Annotated in this window: 20 protein-coding genes; 8 read left to right on the forward strand and 12 right to left on the reverse strand. The window is 70.9% G+C overall.

The window, feature by feature from the left end:
* Both hemG and hemE read right to left on the reverse strand, forming a co-directional pair.
* Window positions 1-1,383, reverse strand: coding sequence for a protoporphyrinogen oxidase (gene hemG / locus ABD250_RS00560; protein ID WP_182657926.1), 1,383 nt, complete (start codon window positions 1,381-1,383; stop codon window positions 1-3).
* 2 nt (window positions 1,384-1,385) lie between these two features.
* On the reverse strand, window positions 1,386-2,501 hold the full coding sequence (hemE, locus tag ABD250_RS00565; RefSeq protein ID WP_182657925.1) for a uroporphyrinogen decarboxylase: 1,116 nt from the start codon (window positions 2,499-2,501) through the stop codon (window positions 1,386-1,388).
* 106 nt (window positions 2,502-2,607) lie between these two features.
* Between hemE and ABD250_RS00570 the strand changes: the two genes are divergently transcribed.
* Both ABD250_RS00570 and ABD250_RS00575 read left to right on the forward strand, forming a co-directional pair.
* Entirely contained in the window at window positions 2,608-3,195 is a 588-nt protein-coding gene (locus ABD250_RS00570) for a DUF3000 domain-containing protein (RefSeq protein WP_179525398.1), read from the forward strand.
* Window positions 3,192-4,430, forward strand: coding sequence for an HRDC domain-containing protein (locus tag ABD250_RS00575; RefSeq protein WP_182657924.1), 1,239 nt, complete (start codon window positions 3,192-3,194; stop codon window positions 4,428-4,430). The genes ABD250_RS00570 and ABD250_RS00575 overlap by 4 nt, the downstream gene beginning before the upstream one ends.
* A gap of 12 nt (window positions 4,431-4,442) precedes the next feature.
* On the opposite strand, the gene dxs is transcribed toward ABD250_RS00575, so the two are convergent.
* From dxs to ABD250_RS00590, 3 genes are all read right to left on the reverse strand, one after another.
* Entirely contained in the window at window positions 4,443-6,332 is a 1,890-nt protein-coding gene (gene dxs, locus ABD250_RS00580) for a 1-deoxy-D-xylulose-5-phosphate synthase (RefSeq protein WP_182641609.1), read from the reverse strand.
* 117 nt (window positions 6,333-6,449) lie between these two features.
* The gene (locus tag ABD250_RS00585; RefSeq protein ID WP_182657923.1) at window positions 6,450-7,775 is read right to left on the reverse strand and encodes a class I SAM-dependent RNA methyltransferase; all 1,326 of its coding nucleotides are present in this window, start codon (window positions 7,773-7,775) and stop codon (window positions 6,450-6,452) included.
* Window positions 7,772-9,763, reverse strand: a complete 1,992-nt coding sequence (locus ABD250_RS00590) for an amino acid permease (RefSeq protein ID WP_182657929.1) — start codon at window positions 9,761-9,763, stop codon at window positions 7,772-7,774. Before ABD250_RS00590 ends, ABD250_RS00585 begins: the two co-directional genes overlap by 4 nt.
* Before the next feature lie 114 nt (window positions 9,764-9,877).
* Here ABD250_RS00590 and ABD250_RS00595 point away from each other — a divergent pair, with 114 nt between their 5' ends.
* Both ABD250_RS00595 and ABD250_RS00600 read left to right on the forward strand, forming a co-directional pair.
* Entirely contained in the window at window positions 9,878-10,540 is a 663-nt protein-coding gene (locus ABD250_RS00595; protein WP_182609328.1) for a potassium channel family protein, read from the forward strand.
* A gap of 106 nt (window positions 10,541-10,646) precedes the next feature.
* A complete protein-coding gene (locus tag ABD250_RS00600) occupies window positions 10,647-11,306 on the forward strand; it encodes a potassium channel family protein (RefSeq protein WP_182609329.1) in 660 nt (219 codons plus the stop codon).
* Between the two features lie 7 nt (window positions 11,307-11,313).
* Here the strand turns inward: ABD250_RS00600 and ABD250_RS00605 are convergent, their stop codons facing one another.
* The gene (locus ABD250_RS00605; protein WP_344389910.1) at window positions 11,314-12,111 is read right to left on the reverse strand and encodes a hypothetical protein; all 798 of its coding nucleotides are present in this window, start codon (window positions 12,109-12,111) and stop codon (window positions 11,314-11,316) included.
* A 48-nt stretch (window positions 12,112-12,159) separates the two neighbouring features.
* Between ABD250_RS00605 and ABD250_RS00610 the strand changes: the two genes are divergently transcribed.
* A complete protein-coding gene (locus ABD250_RS00610) occupies window positions 12,160-12,348 on the forward strand; it encodes a hypothetical protein (RefSeq protein ID WP_179525403.1) in 189 nt (62 codons plus the stop codon).
* 47 nt (window positions 12,349-12,395) lie between these two features.
* Window positions 12,396-16,310, forward strand: coding sequence for an ATP-dependent RNA helicase HrpA (hrpA, locus tag ABD250_RS00615; RefSeq protein ID WP_182657672.1), 3,915 nt, complete (start codon window positions 12,396-12,398; stop codon window positions 16,308-16,310).
* A gap of 58 nt (window positions 16,311-16,368) precedes the next feature.
* Here the strand turns inward: hrpA and nrdR are convergent, their stop codons facing one another.
* On the reverse strand, window positions 16,369-16,824 hold the full coding sequence (nrdR, locus tag ABD250_RS00620; protein WP_179525405.1) for a transcriptional regulator NrdR: 456 nt from the start codon (window positions 16,822-16,824) through the stop codon (window positions 16,369-16,371).
* 706 nt (window positions 16,825-17,530) lie between these two features.
* On the opposite strand from nrdR, the gene lexA reads away from it, so the two are divergent.
* Window positions 17,531-18,199, forward strand: coding sequence for a transcriptional repressor LexA (gene lexA, locus ABD250_RS00625; RefSeq protein ID WP_182610345.1), 669 nt, complete (start codon window positions 17,531-17,533; stop codon window positions 18,197-18,199).
* Window positions 18,200-18,238: 39 nt separating this feature from the next.
* On the opposite strand, the gene hflX is transcribed toward lexA, so the two are convergent.
* Window positions 18,239-19,687, reverse strand: a complete 1,449-nt coding sequence (gene hflX / locus ABD250_RS00630; protein ID WP_182657670.1) for a GTPase HflX — start codon at window positions 19,685-19,687, stop codon at window positions 18,239-18,241.
* Window positions 19,688-19,701: 14 nt separating this feature from the next.
* A complete protein-coding gene (gene dapF / locus ABD250_RS00635; protein ID WP_182641121.1) occupies window positions 19,702-20,628 on the reverse strand; it encodes a diaminopimelate epimerase in 927 nt (308 codons plus the stop codon).
* 118 nt (window positions 20,629-20,746) lie between these two features.
* On the opposite strand from dapF, the gene ABD250_RS00640 reads away from it, so the two are divergent.
* Window positions 20,747-22,927 carry a malate synthase G gene (locus ABD250_RS00640; RefSeq protein WP_182657668.1) on the forward strand — a complete coding sequence of 727 codons (2,181 nt, stop codon included), beginning with the start codon at window positions 20,747-20,749 and terminating at the stop codon, window positions 22,925-22,927.
* Between the two features lie 106 nt (window positions 22,928-23,033).
* On the opposite strand, the gene ABD250_RS00645 is transcribed toward ABD250_RS00640, so the two are convergent.
* From ABD250_RS00645 to ABD250_RS00655, 3 genes are read right to left on the reverse strand one after another with little or no spacing between them, the layout of a single operon-like run.
* Window positions 23,034-23,780: an IclR family transcriptional regulator gene (locus ABD250_RS00645; protein WP_182657667.1), complete on the reverse strand. Its 747-nt coding sequence runs from the start codon at window positions 23,778-23,780 to the stop codon at window positions 23,034-23,036.
* Window positions 23,777-24,739, reverse strand: coding sequence for a tRNA (adenosine(37)-N6)-dimethylallyltransferase MiaA (gene miaA, locus ABD250_RS00650; RefSeq protein WP_179525412.1), 963 nt, complete (start codon window positions 24,737-24,739; stop codon window positions 23,777-23,779). Before miaA ends, ABD250_RS00645 begins: the two co-directional genes overlap by 4 nt.
* Window positions 24,736-25,434 carry a class III extradiol ring-cleavage dioxygenase family protein gene (locus tag ABD250_RS00655; RefSeq protein WP_182657665.1) on the reverse strand — a complete coding sequence of 233 codons (699 nt, stop codon included), beginning with the start codon at window positions 25,432-25,434 and terminating at the stop codon, window positions 24,736-24,738. Before ABD250_RS00655 ends, miaA begins: the two co-directional genes overlap by 4 nt.
* Window positions 25,435-25,466 lie beyond the last annotated feature (32 nt).

Raw genomic sequence — 25,466 nt, forward strand, 5'->3', positions numbered from 1 at the left:
TCAATCCTGCCACCCGGCGGCCAACCGCCGGGCCGCGGCCCGTGCCGAACCGATGCACGCGGGCACTCCGACCCCCTCGGTCGCCCCTCCGACCACTTCCACCCCGGGCAACCGGTCCGCCAGTTCGGCCCGTACGCCCGCGATCCGGTCGGCGTGCCCCGGACCGATCTCGGCGAGCGCGTCCTCCCAGCGGCGCACACGCGAGTACAGGATCGTCGGTGCGGATCCGCACACCCCGGCCAGGGCGGACTCGGCCATCCGGGCCAGTGCGATGTCGTCCGCGGTGAGCACGTCGTCGTCGTCGAGCCGACCGAACGACACCCGCACCAGGTGACCCGGTCGGGTGTCGAGGTGAGGCCACTTGCGACTGGTGAAGGTCATCGCCTTGAACGGGACCGGCTCGTCGGTGGCCACCAACACCCCGGAGAGCTCGGGCAGGTCGAGCCCCCGGTCCACCTCCATCGCCACCACAGCGGACGAGGCGGTCCGGATCCCGGACAGGCCGGACACGGCGCCGTCGACCCCACCGGCGGCGGCCAGGAGCGGCGCGGCGTGGGGGACGGGGACGGCGACGACGACGAGGTCGGCGTTCTCGACCCACGACCCGCGGGCTCCGGTGACCGTCAGGGTGTACCCGGAGGGCTCGCGATGGATCGCGGTGCAGGTGGCGTGAGAGCGGACCGTGGCACCCGAGGCCTCGGCGAGCGCGGACACGAGCCCCCTGTACCCGCCGTCGAGGGTGGCGAACACGGGCCCCGGCACCCGGTTGCCCACGAGCTCACCGATCGCGGCGGTCAGCGTCGGTGCGCCGCGGTCCAGCGCCTCGGCGAGACCGGGGATGACCTGCCGCAGGCCGAGTCCCGAGCTGGGGGCGGCGTACACCCCGCCGAGCATGGGATCGACGAGCCGCGAGACCACCGCGTCGCCGAACCGGTCGGCCACGAGCCGGCCCAGCGAGACGTCCCCGCCGGGTTCCCACTCCAGCGGCGTGTCCGTCTCACGGGCGGCGACGGCCGACTCACCGGGGCTCAGCACACCGGACAGGCCGGCCACGTCGGACGGCAGCCCCATGAGGGTGCCGACCGGCATCGGGACCAGTCGACCGTCGGTGAGGATCGCCGGGCCGAGCGGTCCGGGGTGCCGCAGGGTGTCTGTCAGCCCCAGCTCGGCGACGAGCTCGGAGGCCTCCGGTCGGCGACCGATGAATGCCTCGGCCCCCAGCTCCATGGGGCCGGACGGGAAGTCGACGGTGTGCAACGCCCCACCGAGGGAGTCCGACGCCTCGAGGACCGTGATCCGTGCGCCGGGCAGGTCGAGGGAGAGCTGATAGGCGGCGGTGAGTCCGCTGAGACCGCCACCGACCACCGCGACACGAGGGGGCATCCCTACGTCCCGGTCAGCTCGTGGACCAGCTCGACCACGTGGGTCACGGCACCCGGGTCGGTGGCGGGCAGGACGCCGTGCCCGAGGTTGAACACGTGCCCGCGGGCGCCCAGCTCACGTGCCCGCGCCCCCTCGTCGAGGATCCTCCGGACCTCGGAGTCCAGCGCCTGACGGTCGGCGAAGAGCATGGCGGGGTCGAGGTTGCCCTGGAGCACCTTGCCCGGAGCCCGCACCGCGGCGTCGTCGAGCGGGATGCGCCAGTCCACACCGACGACCTCTGGACCGGCCTCACCCATCGCCCCGAGCAGTTCTCCGGTGCCCACGCCGAAGTGGGTGCGGGGAACCGTGGAGATCACCTCGTCGGCGAAGATCCCGGTGGAGTGCGGGAGCACCATCGACCGGTAGTCCCGCAGGCTCAGCGCCCCGGCCCACGAGTCGAACAGCTGGACGGCGTCCACGCCCGCATCGATCTGCGCGCGCAGGAACACCGTGGTCAGGTCCGCCAACTTGGACATCAGTGCATGCCAGACGTCGGGGCGGGAGTACATCAGGGACTTCGTGTGCTCATGGTTACGGCTCGGTCCGCCCTCGATGAGGTAGGAGGCGAGGGTGAAGGGGGCGCCGGCGAAGCCGATGAGCGCGACCTCCGGGTCGAGCTCCGCCACCACCATGCGGACCGCCTCGCCGATCTTCTCGAGCCGGTCCGGGGTGAGATCGGGAAGCGCGGCGACCCCGGCCTCGTCGCGGATCGGCGATGCTACCACGGGCCCGGTGCCCGGCACGATGTCGATGTCCACACCCGCCGCCGCCAGCGGGATGACGATGTCGGAGAAGAAGATCGCGGCGTCCACCCCGTGACGGCGGACCGGCTGCAGGGTGACCTCGCAGGTCATCTCGGGGTCGAAACAGGCCTCGAGCATGGTGCTCCCGGTCCGGAGTTCGCGATACTCGGGAAGCGAGCGACCCGCCTGACGCATGAACCACACCGGCGTGTGAGCGGCACCGGTGCCCCCGACTTCGTCGAGGTAGGGGCCGGTCCCGGCCCGGCGCGCGGTGGCGCGGCCGGCGCCCTGGGTGTCAACGGACCTGGGATTCGAGGGCACATCGGAGTTCAGCACCCCCCCATGGTCCCACGAGTGCGCCACCGGGGCCCTCCACCCCACCCCGGTGGGCGACGGCGCGCCTCCTCGGGACGCCGCCGGGTGGTGGCTAGCGTGACGACCCGTGAGCACATCGGTCAATGACGGCGAGCCCGAGGTCTTCCGGGAGGCGGTCGAGTCGCTGTCCCGGCTCGAGGTCCGCCCTGAGATCTCTGTCGGCCCGATCCGTCCGCCGCAGAGACTGGCGCCGTACAGTCATGCGCTCGGGGTGGAGATCATCCCGCCGACCGGGGACGATGTGCCCGAGTTCTCCGACGGGGACGCGTTCGGTCGGCTGATCCTCCTCCACGACCCCTCCGGGGACGACGCGTGGAACGGCACGCTGCGGCTGGTCGCCTACATCCAGGCCGACATGGAGGCCTCACTCGCGGGCGATCCCCTGCTGCCCCAGGTCGCCTGGAGTTGGCTCACCGAGGCGCTCGACGAGGACGCCGGACCGTACACGTCGCTGGGCGGAACCGTCACCAGCACCGCGTCGGTCCGCTACGGCGACATCTCCGGACCACCCCAGGCCCACCAGCTCGAGTTGCGCGCGTCGTGGACCGCCCTCGAGTCGAACCTGACCGGTCACGCCTCCGCCTTCTGCAAGACGCTCTCCCTGGCGGCCGGACTCCCGCCGGTCGGCGTGACCTCCCTGCATCGTCGGGCGTGAGCGGCCGACGACGCGGAGAGACCCCGCCGGGGGCGCCGCCGCCCCCGGCGGAGTACGAGTTCGTGGACGACGCCTCCGGCATCGGGTCGGTCGCCTCCGTCGTGGAGTCCTCGGCCGGACCGGTCGCGGTGGACGTCGAGCGCGCGTCGGGGATCCGCTACTCCGAGCGCGCCTTCCTCCTGCAACTACGCCCCGCCGGCGGGGCCGCACTGCTGGTGGACCCCGAGACGCCGGGCCAGACGGTCGGGCCGCTCGCGGGCGTCCTCTCCGGACGCCCCCTGCTCCTGCATGCCGCGAGCCAGGACCTCCCGTCACTCCGTGAGCTCGGGATCAGGCCGACGTCTGTCATCGACACCGAACTGGCCGGGCGGTTCCTCGGGATGGAACGGGTGAACCTCGGGGCGATGATCTCGGAGCACCTGGGCATCGGGCTGGCCAAGGCCCACTCGGCGGCGGACTGGTCGCGACGCCCGTTGCCCGCATCCTGGCTCGACTACGCCGCCTACGACGTCCTCTTCCTCCACGAACTGGCGGACGCGGTACTCCCCCGGCTCGACGAACTCGGCCGCCGCGACTGGTTCGAGGCCGAGTGCCGACACCTCGTCGACTCGGATCCGCCCGCCCCCGCCCCGGATCCCTGGCGCAGGCTGGCCCGCCTGACCTCCCTGCGCGACGCCCGCCAACTCGCCCGGGCACGGGAGTTGTGGATGGCGCGTGACCGGGTGGCCGCGGAGCGAGACATCGCTCCCAAGAGGCTGCTCACCGATGCGGCGATCATCGAGGCGGCACGCACCGCGCCGACGAACCGCACCGACCTGCTCGCGATCGAGGGGTTCGACGGCCCGCACCGCAGACGCCTGGCGGACGAGTGGCTGGCGGCGTTGGAGTGGGCCGCCGAACTCGGGCGTGGCGACCTCCCCTCCCGCCAGGCGCCGCGCGGGGAGCACCCCCCGCACACCAGTTGGAAGCGGACCGACCCGGGGGCGGCGGCGCTCCTGGACTCCGCGCGCGAGGCGCTCGGTGAGCTCGCCGAGGAGGTGGGAATCGAACAGGGGCTGCTGCTCAAGGCGTCGACGCTCCGGTTGTGGGCGTGGCGGGCCGCCACCACCGACTCCGCCGACGACGCGGCGCTACTGCACCGGGTCCTGCAGGCCGAGGGTGCCCGCCGCTGGCAGATCGAACTGACGGAGGCTCCGCTGCTGGGCGCCGTGCACGAGTTCAGAGCGGAGAGCTGAGGGCGTCCGGACTCAGCTCTCGACCCGGTCGCCGAGGCGCTGGCGGATCCCGCGGGCGATCCCCTCCGCGGTCAACCCGGCGTCGGCGAGGATCTCACCGCGGGAGGCGTGGTCGAGGAACTCCTGGGGTATCCCCAGGGCGAGTCGGTCCACCCTGACCCCGGCGCGCTCCAGACTCGCGGAGACCGCCGACCCGACGCCACCGTGGAGCCCGTTGTCCTCGACGGTCACCACGAGCTGTCGACCCCGGGCGGAGTCGACGACCGAGTGCGGGACCGGATAGACCCATCGTGGATCGACCACGTCGACAGCGACACCGGCGGTCTCGAGTTCCCGGGCCGCGGCCAGCGACGGCGCGACCATCGACCCGACGGCGACGACGAGGACGTCGGCGTCGCCGGACCCGTGCACCCGGTCGACGCCGTCGGTACTGGTCTCCAGTGCCGGGACGGGTTCACCGACCGAACCCTTGGGAAAGCGCACGACGGTCGGCCCGTCGGTCACCTCGACGGCCTCCCGGAGCTCCGCGCGCAGGGTCTCGGCGTCGCGCGGTGCGGCCACCCGAACCCCGGGGACGATCCCCGTCAACGACAGGTCCCACATCCCGTTGTGACTGGCGCCGTCGGGGCCGGTCACCCCGGAGCGGTCGAGCACCAGGGTGACCGGCTGCCCGAGGAGCGCGACGTCCATGAGCAGCTGGTCGAACGCACGGTTGAGGAAGGTCGAGTACACGGCCACCACCGGGTGCATCCCCCCGAGCGCCAGTCCGGCGGCCGAGGCCACGGCGTGCTGCTCGGCGATGCCCACGTCGAACATCCGGTCCGGGAAACGTTCACCGAACGCCGTCAGTCCGGTCGGCCCGGCCATGGCCGCGGTGATGGCCACGACGTCGTCCCGTTCGGCACCGATCTCGCACAGTTCGGCGGAGAAGACCGACGTCCAGTCGACCGCGGACGACTCCGAGAGCGGTCGGCCGGTGTCGGGGTCGATGACCCCGGTCGCGTGCATGAGGTCGGCGACGTTGTTCTCCGCGTGGACGTACCCCATGCCCTTGCGTGTGACCACGTGGACCACCACCGGGCCGCCGAAGTCCTTGGCCAGCCGCAGCGCGGCCTCGGTGGCGGCCAGGTTGTGTCCGTCCACCGGCCCCATGTACTTCAGTCCCAGGTCGGCGAACAGCTCCTGCGGCGACACCACGTCCTTCAGGCCTGTCTTGATCCCGTGCAGGATCGAGTACACGGCCTTGCCGACGACGTCCTTGCGCGCGCCCAGGGTGCGCTTGGTGTGGTCCATCGCCTTCTCGTAGGCGGGCTGTAGCCTCAGGACCCCGAGTCGTTCGGCCAGGCCTCCGATCGTGGGGGAATACGATCGTCCGTTGTCGTTGACGACGATCACCATGGGCCGGTCTTTGCCGGCCGCGATGTTGTTGAGCGCCTCCCAGGCCATCCCGCCGGTCATCGCGCCGTCGCCGATCACGGCCACGACGGTGCGGTCGGTCTCCCCGCGCAGGGAGTACGCCTTGGCGAGACCGTCGGCGTAGGACAGCGACGAGGTGGCGTGCGAGGACTCGACGACGTCGTGGTCGCTCTCCGCGCGGCACGGGTATCCCGACAATCCGCCGCGGGTACGGAGCCCGTCGAACTGCTCACGACGACCGGTGACGATCTTGTGGACGTACGACTGGTGTCCGGTGTCGAAGACGATGGGGTCCCGGGGGGAGTCGAAGACCCGGTGCAGGGCGATGGTCAACTCCACCACACCGAGATTGGGGCCGAGGTGCCCGCCGGTGGCGGAGACCTTTCTGATGAGGAACTCCCGGATCTCGCCGCAGAGCCGGACCAGCTCGTCGGGTCCGAGTGCACGGAGGTCGGAGGGGCCGTTCACCTGATCGAGCACACTCATTGCCGTCGACTGCCCCTTCCCTGGCCGCACCCCTCAGGGTCGAACCAACAGTCTACGGGCAATCGGCGCGAGACCCCGCCGGCGCCTCGGCCGGTCGAGGTGCGCCACAGGGTCGGGTCAGCGCGCGCGGGGGGAATCGAGGACGGCGAGACCCTCCACGTGGTGCGTCGCGGGGAACGCGGCCACCCCCCGCAGGTCCGTCAGCGTCCAGCCGGCCGTCACCAGGACCCCGACGTCGCGGGCCAGACTCGCCGGGTCGCACCCCACGTGGATGATCCGCGACGCCGTTCCGCCCGCGAGCGCGGTCATCACGTCGATCCCCGCACCACCCCTCGGCGGGTCCAGGATCACGAGATCGGGCTCACCGTTCCGGTCGGTCCCACCGACCGTCCGGTCGAGGAACGTCTCGACCCGCGCAGCCACCGGGACGACCCCCGGGCCGACGTCGAGGGCGGTCCCCACCGCGTCGAGAGACGGACGTGCGGATTCGACGATGGTCAGCTGCGCGCGAGGGGCGACGTCGAGCACCGCCGCGGAGAACAGGCCCGCCCCCCCGTAGAGATCCCAGACCACCGGCTCCGCCGGTAACCCCGCGGTGGCGGACACCGCGCGGCGGACGAGATCGGAGTAGTGCACGGCAGCGGATCTGTGCGACTGCCAGAATGCGTCGACCGGTAGCCGCCAGGTGTGCTCGCCGACCCGTCGGGTGACGGTGGGGGGACCCATCACGGGCTCCCATGCCCCGGCGCGGGAGGACCGGGCCCGCGCCCGGGTCGCCACACCCCTCCGGGACCCGCGATCGCGCCCCCGTGTCGCCGGTTCGGTGACCGGTCGGTGAGCGACGTGGACCTCCCCGTCGTCCCCCAGGACCCCGAGGACCTCTCGGTGCGGACCTACGCCCGCGGTCCGGACCGCCTCCGCGAGCCGCGGGTCCGCCTGGACACAGGGTTCGGTCACCACCTCACGCGACCGCGACCGCCGGACGCCCGGCACCCCGTCGGACCCCGTCACCCACCGCGCGATCGTCCGCCACCCGGTACTCGCGCCGTCGCCGGCGGGAACCCCGACCGGAACGCGATCCGGGGTGGAGTGGATCCGCCCGATACGGCGGGCCTGGTCGGCCAGGACGGTCCCCGAGAACGCACGGGCGGCCGCCGGGTCGATGTGGCTCCAGTCGCAGCACCCCGCACCCGCCGCCGCGGCGGGGCACAGCGGGTCGATCCGGTCCACCGACCTCTCGAGTACGCCGGTCACGGTGCCGCGACAGAAGGCTCGTCCCGGGTCGTCGTGGATCATCACCTCGACCAGCTCCCCCGAGATCCCGCCCCGGCAGAACACCACCCGCCCGGAATGCCGGGCCACGAACTCCCCGCCCTGCGCGGGGCCCTCGATGCGCAGCCGGAGCACACGCCCCGTCCAGTCGGTTCTCTCCGTCCGGGTCATCGGTCCTCCGGTCCGCCCCAGCGCCCGATGATGGGTTCGTCACGCGCCTGGTCCGCGCGGCCGTCCGAGGACGACAGCTGCCACGGGACGCTGGTCACCATGACACCCCTCTCGTACAGCAGTCGGGTCTTCAGACGCAGCGCGCTCTGATTGTGCAGGAGCTGCTCCCACCAGTGGCCCACGACGTACTCCGGGATGTACACGATCACGACGTCCCGGGGCGACTGGTCACGCAATCGTTTCACGTAGTCGACCACCGGCCGGTTGATCTCCCGGTACGGCGACTCCACCACCTTGAGCGGCACGGAGATCCGCCGCTTCTCCCACTCGCGGACCAGGACCCGGGTCTCCGCCGTCTCGATGTTCACGGTGAGCGCCTCGATGGTGTCCGGTCGGGTCGCCCGCGCGTAGGCGAGTGCCCGGAGGGTGGGCAGGTGCAGTTTGGACACCAGCACCACACAGTGGGTGCGGCTCGGGAGGACGACCTCCCAGGACGAGTCCTCGAGTTCGCGCGCGACCGACTCGTAGTGACGATGGATGAGTTTCATGACCCCGAACACGGCCAGCATCGCCAGCACCGCGATGTAGGCGCCGGCGAAGAACTTCGTGCTCATGACGATCACCAGCACACCGGAGGTGAGGACGAACCCGACCGCGTTGACCGCCCGTGCGCGCTGCACCCGTCGCCGGACGGCGGGGATCTGCTCGTTGCCCAGCCGCCGGGTCCAGTGGCGGACCATGCCGAGCTGGCTCAGAGTGAAGGCCACGAAGACCCCGACGATGTAGAGCTGGATGAGCACGGTGACCTGCGCGTCGAACGCCACCACCAGGACGATCGCCGCCACGGCGAGCAGGACGATCCCGTTGGAGAACGCGAGCCGGTCCCCGCGCGTGGCGAGCTGCCTCGGCAGGTACTTGTCGCGCGCGAGCACCGAGGCGAGCACGGGGAAACCGTTGAAGGCGGTGTTCGCCGCGAGCACCAGGATGAGGGCGGTGATGGTCATGATCACGTAGAAGGCGACAGGGAGATCCGCGAAGACCGGGTCGGCCAGCTGCGCGATCATCGTCTTCTGCTGGTAGTCCTCCGGCGCACCGATCAGTTGGGTGGCCGGGTCCTCCGCGACCTGCACCCCGAGCTGGTTGGCCAGCACGATGAGCCCGAGCAGGAACGAGATGGATACCACGCCGAGCATGACCAGAGTCGTCGCGGCGTTCCTGGCCCTGGGGCTGCGGAACGCCGGCACGCCGTTGTGGATGGCCTCGACCCCGGTCAACGCGGCACAGCCCGAGGCGAAGGACTTGGCCACCACGAACGCGAGCGCGAGCCCGGCGACCGCCACGCCGTCGGGCGTGACGAGCTCGAACTCCGCGGACTCCGCCCTCAGGCCACGTCCAAGCACGCCGACCTGGAACAACCCCCACACCACCAGCGCGGTCATGGCCGCCATGAACGCGTAGACGGGGATGGCGAACGTCGCGCGGGACTCCCGGATGCCCCGGAGGTTGATCGCGGTGAGCAGGACGATCGCGATGACGGCGAACACCACCTCGTTCGAGTGCACGAACGGGATCGCGGAGCCGACGTTGGCGGCCGCCGCCGAGATCGACACCGCCACGGTGAGCACGTAGTCGATGAGGAGGGCCGCCCCCACACCCAGACCGGCGTTCGGCCCGAGATTGACGGTGGCGACCTCGTAGTCCCCCCCGCCCGACGGATACGCGCGGACGTTCTGCCGGTAGCAGGCGATCACGACCACCATGACCACCGCCACCGCGAGCCCGACCCACGGGGTGAACGCCAGCGCCGACACCCCGGCCAACGACAGGATGAGGAATATCTCCTCGGGGGCGTAGGCGACCGAGGACAACGCATCCGACGCGAAGACCGGCAACGCTATCCGCTTGCGCAGCGGGGTGTCCCCGGTGGTGTCGCTGCGGAAGGGGCGCCCCAACAGCAGGCGCTTGGTTCCGACGGAGACCCTGGAGATCCTGGACACCGACACATCGTAGGGCTCCGCGTGCCGCAGGGACAGCGCCGCCGACGAGGGTAGCGTGATCGGGACGGGTCCGCGCGTCGCGGACCGTGAGGAGCGGTACTGGCCATGAGGGTCATCATCATGGGCTGTGGGCGTGTCGGCGCGGCGCTCGCGACCGAGCTCGACGAGGGCGGTCACGAGGTCGTGGTGATCGACCGCGACCCCGCCGCGTTCGCCAGGTTGGCGGAGCAGTTCGACGGACGCACCGTCACCGGGCTCGGCTTCGATCGCGAGGTCCTCGTCGACGCCGGGTTACACGGGGCGGACGCGTTCGCGGCGGTCTCCTCCGGGGACAACTCCAACATCATCGCCGCGAGGGTGGCCCGCGAGACCTTCGGCGTCGAGCGGGTGATCGCCCGGATCTACGACGCCGGACGCGCCGAGGTCTACGAGCGGCTGGGCATTCCCACCGTCGCCACGGTGCCCTGGGCCACCGGCCGCCTCATCCGGTACATCACGTCCGGGTCGAGCCCGGTGGTCTGGCGCGATCAGACCGGCGAGGTGTCGCTCGTCGCCGTCGTCCCTCCGTCGGTGTGGGTCGGCGTGGGACTGGCGTCTCTCGCCGATCTGGTCGGTGGCACCGTGGTCGCGCTCACCCGCTTCGGGGAGTGCAGGGTGCCCGGCGGCAGCACTCTCGTGCAGGCCGACGACCTGATCCACCTCGCCGTTCCCTCGGGCGTGGTCGACGATCTCGACGACATCCTGGAGCGAGGACCATCTGATGACTGACCGACCCGTGACCGGCGATCCCGTCCCCGACGGTTCGGTCCCCGACTACGCCGACGGGGCCGGCCTGCTGGACCGCGCCCCCGCCCGCACGTTCCACGCCTCCACCATGCGGGTCCTGGTGGCCGGGGCCGGCGTGGTGGGACGATCGATCGCACGCGAACTCCTGGCCAACGACCACACCGTGACGCTGGTCGACAAGCGCGCGGCGGTCTTCGACCGCGACGGGGTGACCGGTGCCCGGCAACTCGTCGGCGACGCGTGCGAGTTGGGCTTCCTCGAACGACTCCGCGCGGAGGAGTCCGACGTGGTGGTCGCGGCCACCGGCGACGACAAGGTGAACCTGGTCGTGAGCCTGCTGGCCAAGACGGAGTTCGCCGTGTCCCGCGTGGTCGCCCGCGTCAACGACCCCCGGAACGAGTGGCTGTTCGACGACCGCTGGGGCGTCGACGTGGCCGTCTCCACCCCCCGACTCATGGTCTCCGTCGTGGAGGAGGCGGTCTCCGTCGGGGACGTCGTGCGGTTGATGACCCTGCGGCGCGGCGGCGCCAATCTGGTGAGCGTGACGCTGCCGGACCAGACCCCCCTCGCGGGCAGACCGGTCTCACGCGTCCGCTTCCCCCGGGACGCGGCGCTGGTGGCGATCCTCCGCGGGGGAAGGGTGATAGCCCCCGAACCCGACGTGCCGTTCGAACCGGGCGACGAGTTGCTGGTCGTGGCGCCGGAGGCCGCGGAGGCGGACCTGAGCACCGCGGTCCTCGGCGGCTGACCCACGCTCACCGATCCCGGCTTCCTCCACCGGGAACGGTGACGGCGACCTCCCGCCCGTAGCCCCACCCCGGGGCGAGCGGCAGCGCGTCCCCGCTCCAGAATCGGCCCGGGTCGTACCAACTGGCGTCGCCGGCCGGCAGCAGGACACCCATCGCCTCGAGTGTCATCCCGACCACCTCAGCGCAGTAGGCCGCCTCCACGCGCAGTGCGGGCCCGGAGTCCGCACGTCGGCGCCACGGGAGGCCGCTGCCCCGGCGCCCCGGGGCTCCGGCACCGCCGCTCCCTCCGGCACCGCCGCTCCCTCCTGCACCGCCGCCCCGTCCCGCTCCCGGCCCCGTATCGGAGTCGCGATCGGGTGTGTGGCGTCCCCGGGCCGCCCACCGGCCCCGGGCCCACCGGGCGGTCAGCCGCCCCGCAGACGGGAACGACACGCCGTTCAGGCGGGCGATCGTCTCCAGGAGCGCGTCCTCCTGCGGGGACCCGGTCTCCGGGGAGATCTGGCGGAACCACGCACGTTGTCCGTAGGGACCGGTCCACTGGCGCACCGCCGCCTCGAGGTCGTGGAGTTGGACGCCCCGTTGCCGACGCCCCGTCCACACGTCGGTCAACGCCCGGCCCATCTCCGCGTGCCAAAGCAGCGGGGGCAGGTCGTCGAGGACCACCGCCACCCCCACGTGGTTCACGGGGGAATTGGTCAGGGTCTGGATCAGCCGGTCGGCGGTCGTGCGCCCACGGAACAACCACAGGTCCCCGGTCCGGGTGCGGTGGGCCGCGGCGGCCAGCGGGACGGTGTCGAGACTCATGGTGCGATCCTGCCAGGTGCCCCGGCGAGAGGATCTACCCTTGACGCCATGGCACCCCGCGGACGGCAGTGGCTCAAGATGGTCGGCGCGGCCGGGGTGGTCGGAGTGGCCGCCACCGGGATCCTCGCCGCACGGACCGAACGCCGGCGGCAGTCGTACGAGCCGGAGGAGATCCGGGAGCGACTGCACCAGCGCTACACCCGCATCCAGTCCCGCCGGGAGGGTGGCACGGCCTGACACCCGGATCGATCCCCACACCGGGTCCCGATACCCTGGCGGACACCATGTCGACGTCTCCCGCGCCCGCCCCCGAACTGCGCCGGGCCCGGCACGATCTCCTGGTCCGGCTCGACGACGTCGGCATCCTCGACGCCCACCGGTTCCGGTCGCGGATCCGCAGGGCCCGCGCCGACCAGTTGGACGACCTGGGCGGGCAGATCGACGCCGCCGCCGCTCGTCTGCGTCGGCGTGCGGAGTCGGTTCCGACCCCGGAGTATCCGGAACAACTGCCGGTCAGCGCCCGTAAGGACGAGATCGCGGCGGCGATCCGCGACAACCAGGTCGTGGTGATCGCCGGCGAGACCGGATCCGGGAAGACCACCCAGATCCCCAAGATCTGTCTGGAACTCGGCCGCGGCGTGCGCGGGATGATCGGCCACACCCAGCCCCGCAGGCTGGCGGCCCGGTCCGTCGCCGAGCGCATCGCCGAGGAACTGGGGGTGGAGACCGGCCGGCTGGTGGGGTCGGCCGTGCGCTTCGACGACCGTACCGGTGCCGACACCGCGGTCAAACTGATGACCGACGGGATACTGCTCGCCGAGATCCGACGGGACAGGCTGCTGCGCGCCTACGACACGATCATCATCGACGAGGCCCACGAACGCAGCCTCAACATCGACTTCCTGCTCGGCTACCTCCGGCAGATCCTGCCCCGGCGGCCGGACCTCAAACTCATCATCACCTCCGCCACGATCGACCCCGACCGCTTCGCCCGCCACTTCGCGGATCCGGCGGGCCATCCCGCCCCTGTCATCGAGGTCTCCGGTCGCACCTTCCCCGTGGAGATCCGGTACCGGCCGCTCCAGGTCGACCACGCGGACCGGACCATCGACCTCGACCCCCTGGACGCGCTCGCCGATGCGGTCGGCGAGCTCCTGGCCGAGGGTGACGGCGACGTACTCGTCTTCCTCTCCGGCGAACGCGAGATCCGCGACGCCGAGGAGGTGCTCCGGGGGCGGAAATTCAAGAGCACCGAGATCTTTCCGCTTTTCGCCCGGCTCACCTCCGCCGAGCAGCAACGGGCCTTCCGTCAGCATTCGACCCGGCGCGTGGTCCTGTCGACCAACATCGCGGAGACCTCGGTGACGGTCCCGGGGATCCGCTACGTCGTGGACACCGGCCTCGCCCGGATCTCCCGCTATTCGACCCGCACCAAGGTCCAGAGGCTGCCGATCGAGCCGATCTCGCAGGCCTCCGCCGCACAGCGCGCCGGCCGCTGCGGCCGCGTCGCCGACGGCATCTGCATCCGTCTGTACTCGGAGGACGACTTCGACTCCCGACCCGAGTTCACCGACCCGGAGATCCTGCGCACCAACCTGGCGTCGGTCATCCTGTCGATGGCCGATCTCGACCTGGGAGCCGTGGACGACTTCCCGTTCGTCGAACCACCCGACCGCAAGGCCGTCCGGGACGGCATGACGTTGCTCACCGAGCTCGGGGCGCTCCGGACCGACGACGACGAACGCCCGCACCTGACCAGGGTGGGCCGCGACATGGCGTCCCTCCCCCTCGACCCCCGTCTGGCCCGGATGGTCGTGGAGGGCCACCGAAACGGCGCCCTGGGGGATGTCCTGGTCGTGGTCGCGGCCCTGACCGTGCAGGATGTCCGCGAGAGGCCCGCCGAGGAGCGCGACAAGGCGGACCAGCTCCACCGGCGCTTCGCCGACAAGTCCTCCGACTTCCTGGGCTACCTCAACCTGTGGCGCTACCTCACCGAACAGCGGCGCGAGCTCTCCGGCAGCGCGTTCCGGAAAATGTGCAAGGCCGAGTACCTGCACTGGTTGCGGATCCGCGAGTGGCAGGACCTCACCGCCCAGTTGACCAGCATGTGCCGCGAGCGGGGCTGGCATCCACCGTCCGGTCACGCCGCGGAGGACGACCTCCACAAGGCGATCCTCTCCGGACTGCTCACCAACGTCGGGATGAAGGACGAGGACACCAGGGAGTTCCGCGGCACCCGCGGTATCCGCTTCCAGGTGTTCCCCGGTTCCGATCTCGCCCGCAAGCCGCCGCGATGGATCATGGCCTCCGAGTTGGTCGAGACCTCCAGACTGTGGGCCCGGGACGTCGCGCGCATCGATCCGGTGTGGATCGAACTACTCGGGGGGCATCTCGTCCGCACCCAGTACTCAGAGCCGCACTGGTCCGACGCCCAGGGCGCGGCGATGGCCTACGAGAAGGTGCTGCTCCTGGGGCTGCCCGTGGTCGAGGCGCGTCGCATCCTCCTCTCCAGGGTCGACGCACCGCTCGCGCGGGAGATGCTCGTCCGGCACGGGATCGTCGAGGGACGATGGACCACCCGCATCCCGGTGATCATGGAGAACGCCGTGGCCGTGGAACAGGCGCGGGAGCTGGAGACCCGCAGTAGACGCCGCGACCTCGTCATCGACGACGACACCCTGGTCGGGTTCTACCTCGAGCGGCTCCCCGAGGACATCACCTCCGGCCGCCACCTGGAATCGTGGTGGCGTAAGCAGGGCCGGGAGGACCCGGATCGTCTGCGTCTTCGCCCCGAGCAGATCCGCACGTCGGACACCGCCCCGGCCGCCTCCGAGTTCCCGCCGATCTGGCGCCAGGGCGAGCGGGACTTCGAGCTCAGATACTCGTTCGACCCGGGGGTCGACTCCGACGGCATCACCGTGCGGGTCCCTCTCCCCCAGCTGTCCTCGGTCGCGACGTCCGGCTTCGAGTGGCTCGTCCCCGGCCTGCGCGAGGAGCTGTACACGGAGATGCTCCGGACGCTCCCCAAGTACCTGAGGCGTCTGTGTTCCCCGCCCGCCGAGTACGCGGCACTGCTGGCCGGTGACCTCGCCCCGCGGTCGGCACCGCTCCCCGTGGCGCTCGCCGCCGCGCTCTCGGCCCGCATAGGCACGACCGTCGAGCCCCGCGAGTTCCACCCGGAACAGCTCCCCGACCATCTCCGCATGCGTTTCGAGGTGGTCGACGGTGACGAGGTCGTCGCGGCCGGTACGGACCTGGGAGCACTACGCAGTCGGTTGGTGGACAAGGTCCGTGCCACGCTCAACTCCAGACTCGTCCCCGATGACGGACCTCATCGGGCGTGGACCGCGGACACGATCGGGGACCTGTCGCCCTCGATCACCGGCACGGTCGACGGTGTGGAGGTGACGGTCTACCCGGCCCTGCAGGTCCGCCCCGACGGCATCCACCGGATCGCCTGCGCCACAGAGACGGAACGTCGAGCCGCGCAGACGACAGCGGTACTGACCCTGATCTCAGCGGACCTGATCTCGGCGGCATCGATAGTCCGGGGTCGTCCGGTCGAGCAACGCCTCGCGCTCACCCAGTATCCCCACGAGGGTGCCGATGGACTGGTCTCGGACGCGGCGCTGGCGGCGTGCGGGCGGCTGATCGCCGGACGCAGAGGAGAGCCGGTACTCACCGTGCACGACTTCGACGAGGTGCGCGCGCGCGCCCGATCCGAGGCGCCGGCCGCCATCACGGCCTCGATCTCCGCCGCCCTTCCGGCGTTGGTCGCCGCGCAGTCGGTCTCCGCCCGGCTGGACCAGGTACCACGCGACCTCGCGGACGACGTCAGGCCCGCTCTGGACTTCCTCGTGGGAAAGGGATTCCTCGCCCGACACCCGGCGGAGGTCCTCCCGCAACTGGAACGCCACGTGAGGGCGATCGACCTCAGGCTGGACCTCGCGGAGAAGTCACCGTCGAGGTACCGGGAGCTCGCCGCCCGGTTGGAGAAGTCGGAGGCCACTGTCGCGGAGGCGACGGCGGCGCTCCGCCGACGACCGGGTGGGGCGCGGGCAGCCCGGGATCTCCGGTGGATGTTGGCCGAATACCGTGTCGGCCTCTTCGCGCAGTCTCTGGGTACCGCGCGCCCGGTCTCCGCCGAGAGGATCGAGAAGGCGGTCGCCGCCGCGCTCTCCCGGCGGAACGCGCGTTGAGCCCTCACACCGCCCGTACACAGGAACCGATCCCGGTGCGACGCGGAGAGGACCGGGACTAGTGAGCAGCGTGCCGTTCGCGAAGCGCGATGATCTCGCTCTCGAAATCCGCAGCGGAACTGAATTGTTTGTACACGGAGGCGAATCGCAGATACGCGACCTCGTCCAGATCTTGTAGAGGCCCCAGGATCGCCAGCCCGATCTCGTGAGCGGGGACCTCTGAGGCGCCGCCGGCCCGGACAGCGTCTTCGACCTGCTGCGCGAGCCGCCGGAGCGCGTCCTCGTCGACCGACCTCCCCTGGCACGCGCGTCGCACACCGCGGACCACTTTGTCGCGGCTGAAACGCTCCGTCACACCGTTGCGCTTGAGGACGGTCAACAACGGGGTCTCGAGGGTGGTGAACCGGTGTCCGCAGTCGGGGCACTCGCGCCGACGCCGGATCGCCTGCCCTTCGTCGACCGACCGCGAGTCGATCACCCGTGAGTCCTCGTGGTGACATATGGGGCAGTACATTCCAGCTTCGCCATTCGTCGACCTGGTCCGAACCGCTCCGCCGGCCGGAGCCGACGGCGGCGCGGGGGCGACGGGCCGCCGTCCCGGGTCCATTCTAGGAGGCGATACCGTGGGTCACGCGTAGGCGGGCCCGCCCAGGAGTGCCAACGCGAGCAGCATCAGGATTCCGAAGACGATTCCACAGGCCACCAGAGCCCACGTCGGCACATCGTCCACCACCGGCGCACTCGACCTCGCCTCGCTACCGCATGCCCTGACCCTTTCCGCGGACGCGGGGCGGACGAGCACTCGCCGTCCGGGCGCCACCGACCGCGTGGCCGTCTGGCGCCCCCGGTCGAGCGTGCGGATGACGGGACGGGCCCCGGCATCAGGGCGGGGATGCACCCTGGACGAAACGGGCCGGTCGTGATCGGTCACGCAGACCTCCGTCCAGGGCACGGAGGGACGCGATCGTGGCTGCATCTCCATAACGGTCATGAGAACTCCCAACTCGATACGGTGTGCGAACCTCATTCGCACGCCCGTGTGCCTTGTTGTGCACATCTGTTCGAACCCGAACCTGCCTAGAGTTGTATCACGCGGGTCCGACAGAGTCGACATTCGTGGCGACATTTCTTCGAACACCTGTGTGGCGCTCACGTCCGACGGGCAGTAGGGTGTACACAGATAGCGACGTCGAACACCCATTCGCCGAAGGGACCCCCACATGCCCAAGCCCGACTTCGAGGCCCTGACGACCCGCCAGAAGAGCGTTCTGTTGCACATCCACGACACGGTCAAGGACCGGGGCTATCCCCCGAGCATCCGAGAGATCGGTGACGCCGTCGGTCTGCAGTCGACCTCCTCGGTGGCCCACCAGTTGCGGACGTTGGAGAAGAAGGGCTTCCTGACCCGTGATCCGCACAAGCCGCGGGCGGTCGACGTCCACGGCGTCCCGGGGCAGCGGTCCCGAGGTCGTCGCGCGCCCGTCCAGGAGGAGACGCGTCCCAGCGGGGCCGTGGAACCCGTCTACGTCCCTGTCCTGGGGCGGATCGCGGCCGGCGGTCCGATCCTCGCCGAGCAGGCGGTGGAGGAGGTCTTCCCCCTCCCCTCCGACCTGGTGGGTTCCGGGGACCTGTTCATGCTCAGAGTGGTCGGCGAGTCGATGATCGACGCCGCGATCTGTGACGGGGACTACGTGGTGGTGCGCCGTCAGAACGTCGCGGACAACGGCGAGATCGTGGCGGCGATGATCGACGGGGAGGCCACGGTCAAGACTTTCCGCCGGGATTCGAGCGGGGTGTGGCTCCTGCCCCACAACCCGTCGTTCAGTCCGATTCCCGGGGAGCACGCGACGATCCTCGGAAAGGTCGTCACGGTCTTCCGCAAGCTCTGAACCGGCCGGAACCGGGTGTCGCCTGATCCGTCGACGGGGTCAGGCGACACCGTCACGGGATCCGGGGACCCGATACTCCCCGAGCTCTCGGGCCACGGAGGCCGGAAGCCGGACCACGATCCTCGTGCCGTCCTTCGTGTGATCCTCGTCCACCACGGCGCCCTCCGCGTGGACACGGGAGACCACATCACCCCGGGTGAACGGGATCTCGAGTGTGACCTCCGTGTCCCCGGAGGCGACCACCCGCATTATTCGGTCGAGGAGCTCGTCGAACCCCTCACCCGTCGCCGCCGAGACGAAGACCGCGTCCGGCAGGGCGTGGTGCAGTTCCGTCAACACCACCGGGTCAGCGACGTCGACCTTGTTGATCACCACGAGTTCGCGGGGCCTCTCGGCCTTCTGCTCTTCCACGACGTCGTTGATGACGGTGCGGACGGCCTCGATCTGGCGCAGGGGGAAGGCGTCCGATCCGTCGACCACGTGCAGGAGCAGCTCGGAGTCCACGACCTCCTCCAACGTCGAGCGGAACGCCTCGACGAGCTGGGTCGGGAGGTGTCGGACGAATCCGACCGTATCTGTGAAGACCACTACCCGCCCGTCGGGGAGCTCGGACCGCCGTGTGGTGGGGTCCAGCGTGGCGAACAGTGCGTTCTGGACCAGTACGCCCGCACCGGTCAAGCGGTTGAGCAGGCTCGACTTCCCGGCGTTGGTGTACCCGGCGATCGCGATCGACGGCACCGGGGTGGCGCGACGGCGATGCCGCTTGGTGTCCCGGGCCTGCTTCATGCCCTTGATCTCACGGCGCAGCCTCGCCGTGCGCTCCCGGATTCGGCGGCGGTCCGTCTCGATCTTGGTCTCACCGGGACCACGGAGTCCGACGCCTCCGTTGCTGCCCGCCCGGCCACCCGCCTGCCGGGAGAGTGCCTCACCCCAGCCACGCAGTCGCGGGAGCATGTACTCCATCTGCGCCAAGGACACCTGGGCCTTACCCTCACGGCTGGTCGCGTGTTGGGCGAAGATGTCGAGGATCAGCGCGGTGCGGTCGATCACCTTGACGTTGACGACCTTCTCGAGCGCGATGAGCTGACCCGGCGTGAGCTCGCCGTCGCAGATCACCGTGTCCGCCCCCGTCGCGGTGATCACGTCCTTCAGGGTCTTGGCCTTCCCCGAACCGATGTAGGTGGCGGGGTCCGGCTTGTCGCGGCGCTGGATCAGCGCGTCGCAGACCTCGGAGCCTGCGGTCTCGGCGAGCTGTGCCAACTCGGCCATCGCGGCCTCCGCCTGGGCGGCGGTGCCCTCGGTCCAGACCCCGACCAGCACGACCCGCTCGAGGCGGAGTTGGCGGTACTCGGCGTCGTTGACGTCCTGGAGTTCGGTCGACAACCCGACGACCCGGCGCAGCGAGGAGCGCTCCTCGAGCTGGAATTCTCCGACCGAAGGGTCATGGTCTCGTGTGGCCCGGTCAGGGGCGGTGTCATCGATAGTCATTCACCGGCATCATCTCACAATTCCGGTCGGGACGCCTCCGTGCGGCGCGCGGGTAGCGGTCGCCGGTACCGCCCCTCGGCGACGATCACGGACGGCCCCGTCAGAGTGGAACCCACGCCGGTCAGGGCCACCGCGACCTCTCCCCCGGGAACGGACACCACCACGTCACCGGTGGCCTGTCCGGCGTCGGCGAGGGCCGCGACGGCCGTGGCGACGATTCCGGTGCCGCAGGACATCGTCTCCCCGGATCCTCGCTCGTGGACGCGCATCGACACCCGACCGTCGGTGAGCGGGGTGGCGATCTCCACGTTGACGCCGGCGGGGAAGAAGCCGGTGTCGAACTCGGGCGCCTCGTGCACCGGCAGTTCGCGCAACCCGTCGGCCCCCAGGCCCGGGACCACGCACGCGAGGTGGGGGTTACCCATGTCGACGGCGAGTCCGGCGTACACCCGGCCACCGAGCTCCACGGACGAGACCCCGAGAAGCCGGGGCTCGCCCATGTCCACACGGACCACGGCCTGGTCACCGTCATGGATCAGAATATCGGCGGGCCGAGGACCGGATCGTGTGCCCACGGGGATCCGGCCGGCCCCGACCCTGCCGGTCGCCACCAGGGCGTGGGCGAACACCCTGACCCCGTTCCCGCACATCTCCGCGATCGATCCGTCTGCGTTCCGGTAGTCCATGAACCAGTCCGCGGCGTCGACGCCCTCCGGGAGGACGGCGAGGACGCCCTGGTCGACCAGTGCACCCGCGGTGGCGATGCGCAGCACCCCGTCGGCGCCGAGGCCGGCCCGTCTGTCGCAGACGGCGCGCACCAGGTCCTCGTCGAGGTCCACCTCCGCGTGGTCGTCGGGCAGGACCACGAAGTCGTTGAGCGTTCCGTGCCCCTTGATAAAGGCGAGGCCGTCGAGAGTGGCGGTCGGGGGCGCGGGTGTCATGCCATCAGATCCTAGCCAATCCGACCGCCGTTCCACGCTGCGGAAAACCCGGATGATCCCTCGGCAGGGGGGCACTACAGTCGGAGGCGAGAACGGTCCCTATGTGAGGAGAGCATCGATGTCCGAACGCATCACCGTCGGCGACGTCCAGGTCGACGAGGTCCTGTACGACTTCGTCAACACCCAGGCGATCCCGGGCACCGGGGTCGATCCCGACGCGTTCTGGGCGGGAGTCTCCGAGATCTTCACCGACCTGGCCCCGCGCAACCGCGAGCTGCTCGCCGTCCGCGACGACCTGCAGTCGAGGATCGACTCCTGGCACAACGAGAACCCCGCCCCGATCGACCCGGCCACCTACCGTGCGTTCCTGCAGGAGATCGGCTACCTGGTCCCGGAGCCGGACTCCGTTCAGGTCAACACTCAGAACGTGGACGACGAGATCGCCACGGTCGCGGGCCCCCAGTTGGTCGTGCCGATCATGAACGCGCGTTTCGCGATCAACGCCGCCAACGCCCGGTGGGGTTCGTTGTACGACGCGCTCTACGGCACCGACGCGATCCCGGAGTCCGGTGGGGCCGAGCAGGGGTCCTCCTACAACAAGGTCCGCGGGGACCGCGTCATCGCCTGGGCCCGCGAGTTCCTCGACGACGCCGCGCCGCTCGACTCCGGCAGTCACGTCGGCACCACGGGCTACACCGTGGTGGACGGCCGACTGCAGGTGACACTCGCCGACGGGGCGACGACAGGCCTCGCCGATCCCGCACAGTTCGTCGGCTACCTGGGCGACGGCGCCGCCCCGACCTCGGTCCTCCTGCGCAACAACGGCCTGCACGTGGAGGTCCAGATCGACGCCGACTCACCGATCGGATCGACCGACTCCGCCGGCGTCAAGGACGTTGTCCTGGAGTCCGCCGTCTCCACCATCATGGACTTCGAGGACTCCGTCGCGGCCGTCGACGCCGAGGACAAGACCCACGGCTACCGCAACTGGCTGGGTCTGATGAAGGGCGACCTCTCCGAGGAGATCAGCAAGGGCGACAAGACCTTCACCCGCGTCCTCCACGACGACCGGGTCTTCACCGCGCCCGACGGATCCGGCGAGGTCCGGCTCCACGGCCGCTCGATGCTCTTCGTCCGCAATGTGGGGCATCTCATGACCACCCCCGCGGTCCTCGACGCGGACGGGAACGAGTTGCCCGAGGGCATCCTCGACGCCCTGATCACCTCGCTGGCGGGCATGCACGGCATCGCGCCGGGCAACGAGCGCGGCAACAGCCGCACCGGGTCCATCTACATCGTCAAGCCCAAGCAGCACGGCCCGGCCGAGGTGGCCTTCACCACCGAGCTGTTCGGCCGGGTCGAGGCGCTCCTCGGTCTGCCGGAGAACACCCTCAAGGTGGGCATCATGGACGAGGAGCGGCGCACCTCGGTCAACCTCGCCGCCTGCATCGCCGAGGCCACCGATCGCGTCGTCTTCATCAACACCGGCTTCCTCGACCGGACCGGGGACGAGATCCACACCTCCATGGAGGCCGGCCCGATGATCCGCAAGGGTGAGATGAAGTCCGCCCGCTGGATGACCGCCTACGAGGACTTCAACGTCGACACCGGCCTGGCCTGCGGTCTGCGCGGTCGCGCGCAGATCGGGAAGGGCATGTGGGCCAAGACCGACCTCATGGCCGAGATGCTCGCCGAGAAGATCGGGCAGCCGAGGGCCGGCGCCAACACCGCGTGGGTGCCGTCGCCGACCGGCGCGACCCTCCACGCGACCCACTACCACCGGGTGAACGTGATGTCCCGACAGGAGGAACTCCTCGCCGGCGGACCGCGCGCGAGCGTCGACGACATCCTCAGCGTCCCCCTCGCGACCGACACGAACTGGACCGACGCCGAGAAGAAGGAGGAGGTCGACAACTCGTGCCAGACCATCCTCGGTTATGTCGTCCGGTGGGTCGAACAGGGCATCGGCGTCTCGAAGGTGCCGGACATCCACGACGTCAACCTGATGGAGGACCGCGCCACCCTGCGGATCTCCTCGCAGATGCTCGCCAACTGGATCCGTCACGACATCATCACGGCCGAGGACGTCGAGGACTCGTTGCGCCGGATGGCGGAGATCGTCGACCAGCAGAACGCCGGTGACGAGGCATACCGGAACATGGCGCCGGACTTCGACTCGTCGATCGCCTGGCAGGCCGCCCGCGAGCTCATCCTCGAGGGGACCGGGCAGCCCTCGGGCTACACCGAGCCGATCCTGCACCGTCGCCGCCGCGAGTTCAAGGCCGCCAACGGGCTGTAGAACGGCCCCGCCGCGAAGCCCCGGAAGGATCCGCTGCCCGCACACCGGGATCCGCTCCCCCCACAGGGGTAGCGGATCCCGGGCCGGGGCGGCGGATCCTTCCGCGTCAGGGGTGCAGGTCCGCGACGGCCGCCCTGAGCACCCCGATGGCGGCGTCGCGGCGCTCCTCGGTGAACCTCGCCTCGGGCCCCGACGCGGACACCGCGACCGCGGCGTCCCCGACCCCCACCGTGATCGCGACACAGCGGACGCCCTCCTCCTGTTCCGACTCGTCGGTGGCGAACCCCACCCTGCGTACGCGGGCGAGCTCGTCCAACAACCGGTCCGGGTCGACGATGGTGGCATCCGTGTACCCGGGCATGCCGGTCCGTTCCAGCATCGCGCGGACCTCGTCGTCGTCGTCCCGGGCGACCAACGCCTTCCCCACCGCCGTGCAGTGCACGTGCACCCGACGGCCCACCTCGGTGAACATCCGCATCGAGTGCGGCGACGGGACCTGGGCGAGGTACACGACACCGTCCCCCTCACGAACGGCGAGGTTGGCGGTCTCGCCGGTCCCGTCGACCACGGCCGCGAGCACCGGCTGGGCCCACGACCACGTCGCCCTCCCCGCGACCTCGCCGATCCGCTGCAATCGGGGGCCGAGCAGATAGTCGCGGCGCGCGTCCCGGCGGAGGTGACCCGACTCGGCGAGCGTCCCGCACAGCCGGTGGACGGTGGCCGCGGCCAGACCCGTGTCGGCGCACAGCTCCCCGAGGGACGCGCGGCCGCCCCGCCGGGCCAACGAGTCGAGGAGGGCGAACGCCCGGTCGACCGACTGGACGCGGGTGCGGCCGGGGTTCGAGGCGCTCATCGCGGAGCCTCACCGAGGAGCTCGAGTGCTGTCTCCACAGGGGTCCGTCCACCGCGGGGCGTGCCGTCGACCTGGCGGGTGTCGGTGTCGATCCACCTGATGCGGTGATCACGCCCGAACCACGACCGCTGCCTGCGCACGTACCGGCGGGTGCCGATCACCGTGCGCTCCCGGGCGCGGGCCACCCCCTCGTCGTCGATCCCCAGCTCGTCGTCCATCTCGTCGAGAACCTGCGCGTACCCGATGGCCCGCCGGGCCGTCACGCCCTCGAGCAGTCCGAGCCCGACGAGCCCACGCACCTCGTCGATCAGCCCGTCGGCGAACATGCGCCCGGTACGGGCGTCCAGCCGGTCATCGAGCTCGGGAAGCGCGCACCGTAGGCCGAGCAGCCGCGTGCCCCACCGAGGTGCGCCGATGGTCGGTCTCGAGGCGGAGAACGGCTGACCGGTCAGCTCCACCACCTCCAGTGCCCGAACAGTCCGGCGGGGATCGGTCGGCAGGATGGTCCGAGCGGCCTCGGGGTCCGCGCGGGCGAGCTCGGCGTGCAACGCCCGGACCCCGATCTCCTCGAGGCGCCGTTCGTAGCGCGCCCGGACCGCGGGATCCGTGTCGGGGATGGACCAGCCGTCGACCAGGGCCTGGATGTACATCATAGATCCTCCGCACAGGATCGGCACGTTCCCGCGCTCCCGGATCTCCGCGATCTCGCGCTCGGCCTCGCGACGGAAGTCGGCGACGCTCGCGGTCTCGGTCACCTCGAGGACGTCGAGCCTGTGATGCGGGATGCCACGTCGGAGGGACGGCGGGAGCTTCGCGGTACCGATGTCCATGCCGCGGTACTGCTGCATGGCGTCACAATTGACCACCTCCCCGCCCAGCCGCTGCGCCAGATCGAGGGCGAGGTCGGACTTCCCGGTGCCGGTCGGGCCCACCACCGCGACCGGTGCGGGGCCGCTCACCCGTGACCCCCCTGGCCCGGGGAATCCGACGACGACGAGAGATCCCAGCGAGCGCAGTGATACCCCACACCGAACGGCGCCCAGGACACCGACTCCACCGCAGACCTCTCCCCGACCAGCCCGGCCAGCCCGAGCCACGCGGGCCGGCTCCACCACCCCACGGCCTCCGCCACCGCGTCACCGGGATCGGGCAGCGGGCCACCGCGCCGCAGCCACTCGGTGAGATCCGAGTCGAGGGCGACACCACGCGGGTCCTCGGGCACGGGTGCCCGGGGGGTGAGGGAGGCGGGACCGTCCCCCACGACGACCACGAGGGTGTCGCGCCCGGGGGGCCGAGAGACCCGTCCACCGCCGGTGACGCCCGCGAACGACCGGGGCTGGTCGATCCCGGCGCGGTCGAGCAGCCACCATGCGATCAGGGCCGCGTCGGGGACATCGTCGTACTCGGCTTCCACCGCCTCGGAACGCCCGACCCGGACCGCCGCCCCCCACCTCGACAGCGAGGAACGGACGTCACCCATCGTCCGCCCCTCGGGGTCCGAGCCGAGCACGAGCACCCTCTCGAGGCCGGATGAGGCCGTCCTGAGCAGATCCAGCGCGGCGTCGACCTGGCCGGCGGTCTCCGCGGCCGCCTCTCCGGACAGTTCGGGCACCAGAACCGGTGCGCCGGGTACCAGGACGACAGGGGTGTTCACACGGAGCACCTTACTGACCTCCGCAGGAGCGC

Source organism: Dietzia cercidiphylli, assembly GCF_039531545.1.
GTDB lineage: Bacteria > Actinomycetota > Actinomycetes > Mycobacteriales > Mycobacteriaceae > Dietzia > Dietzia natronolimnaea.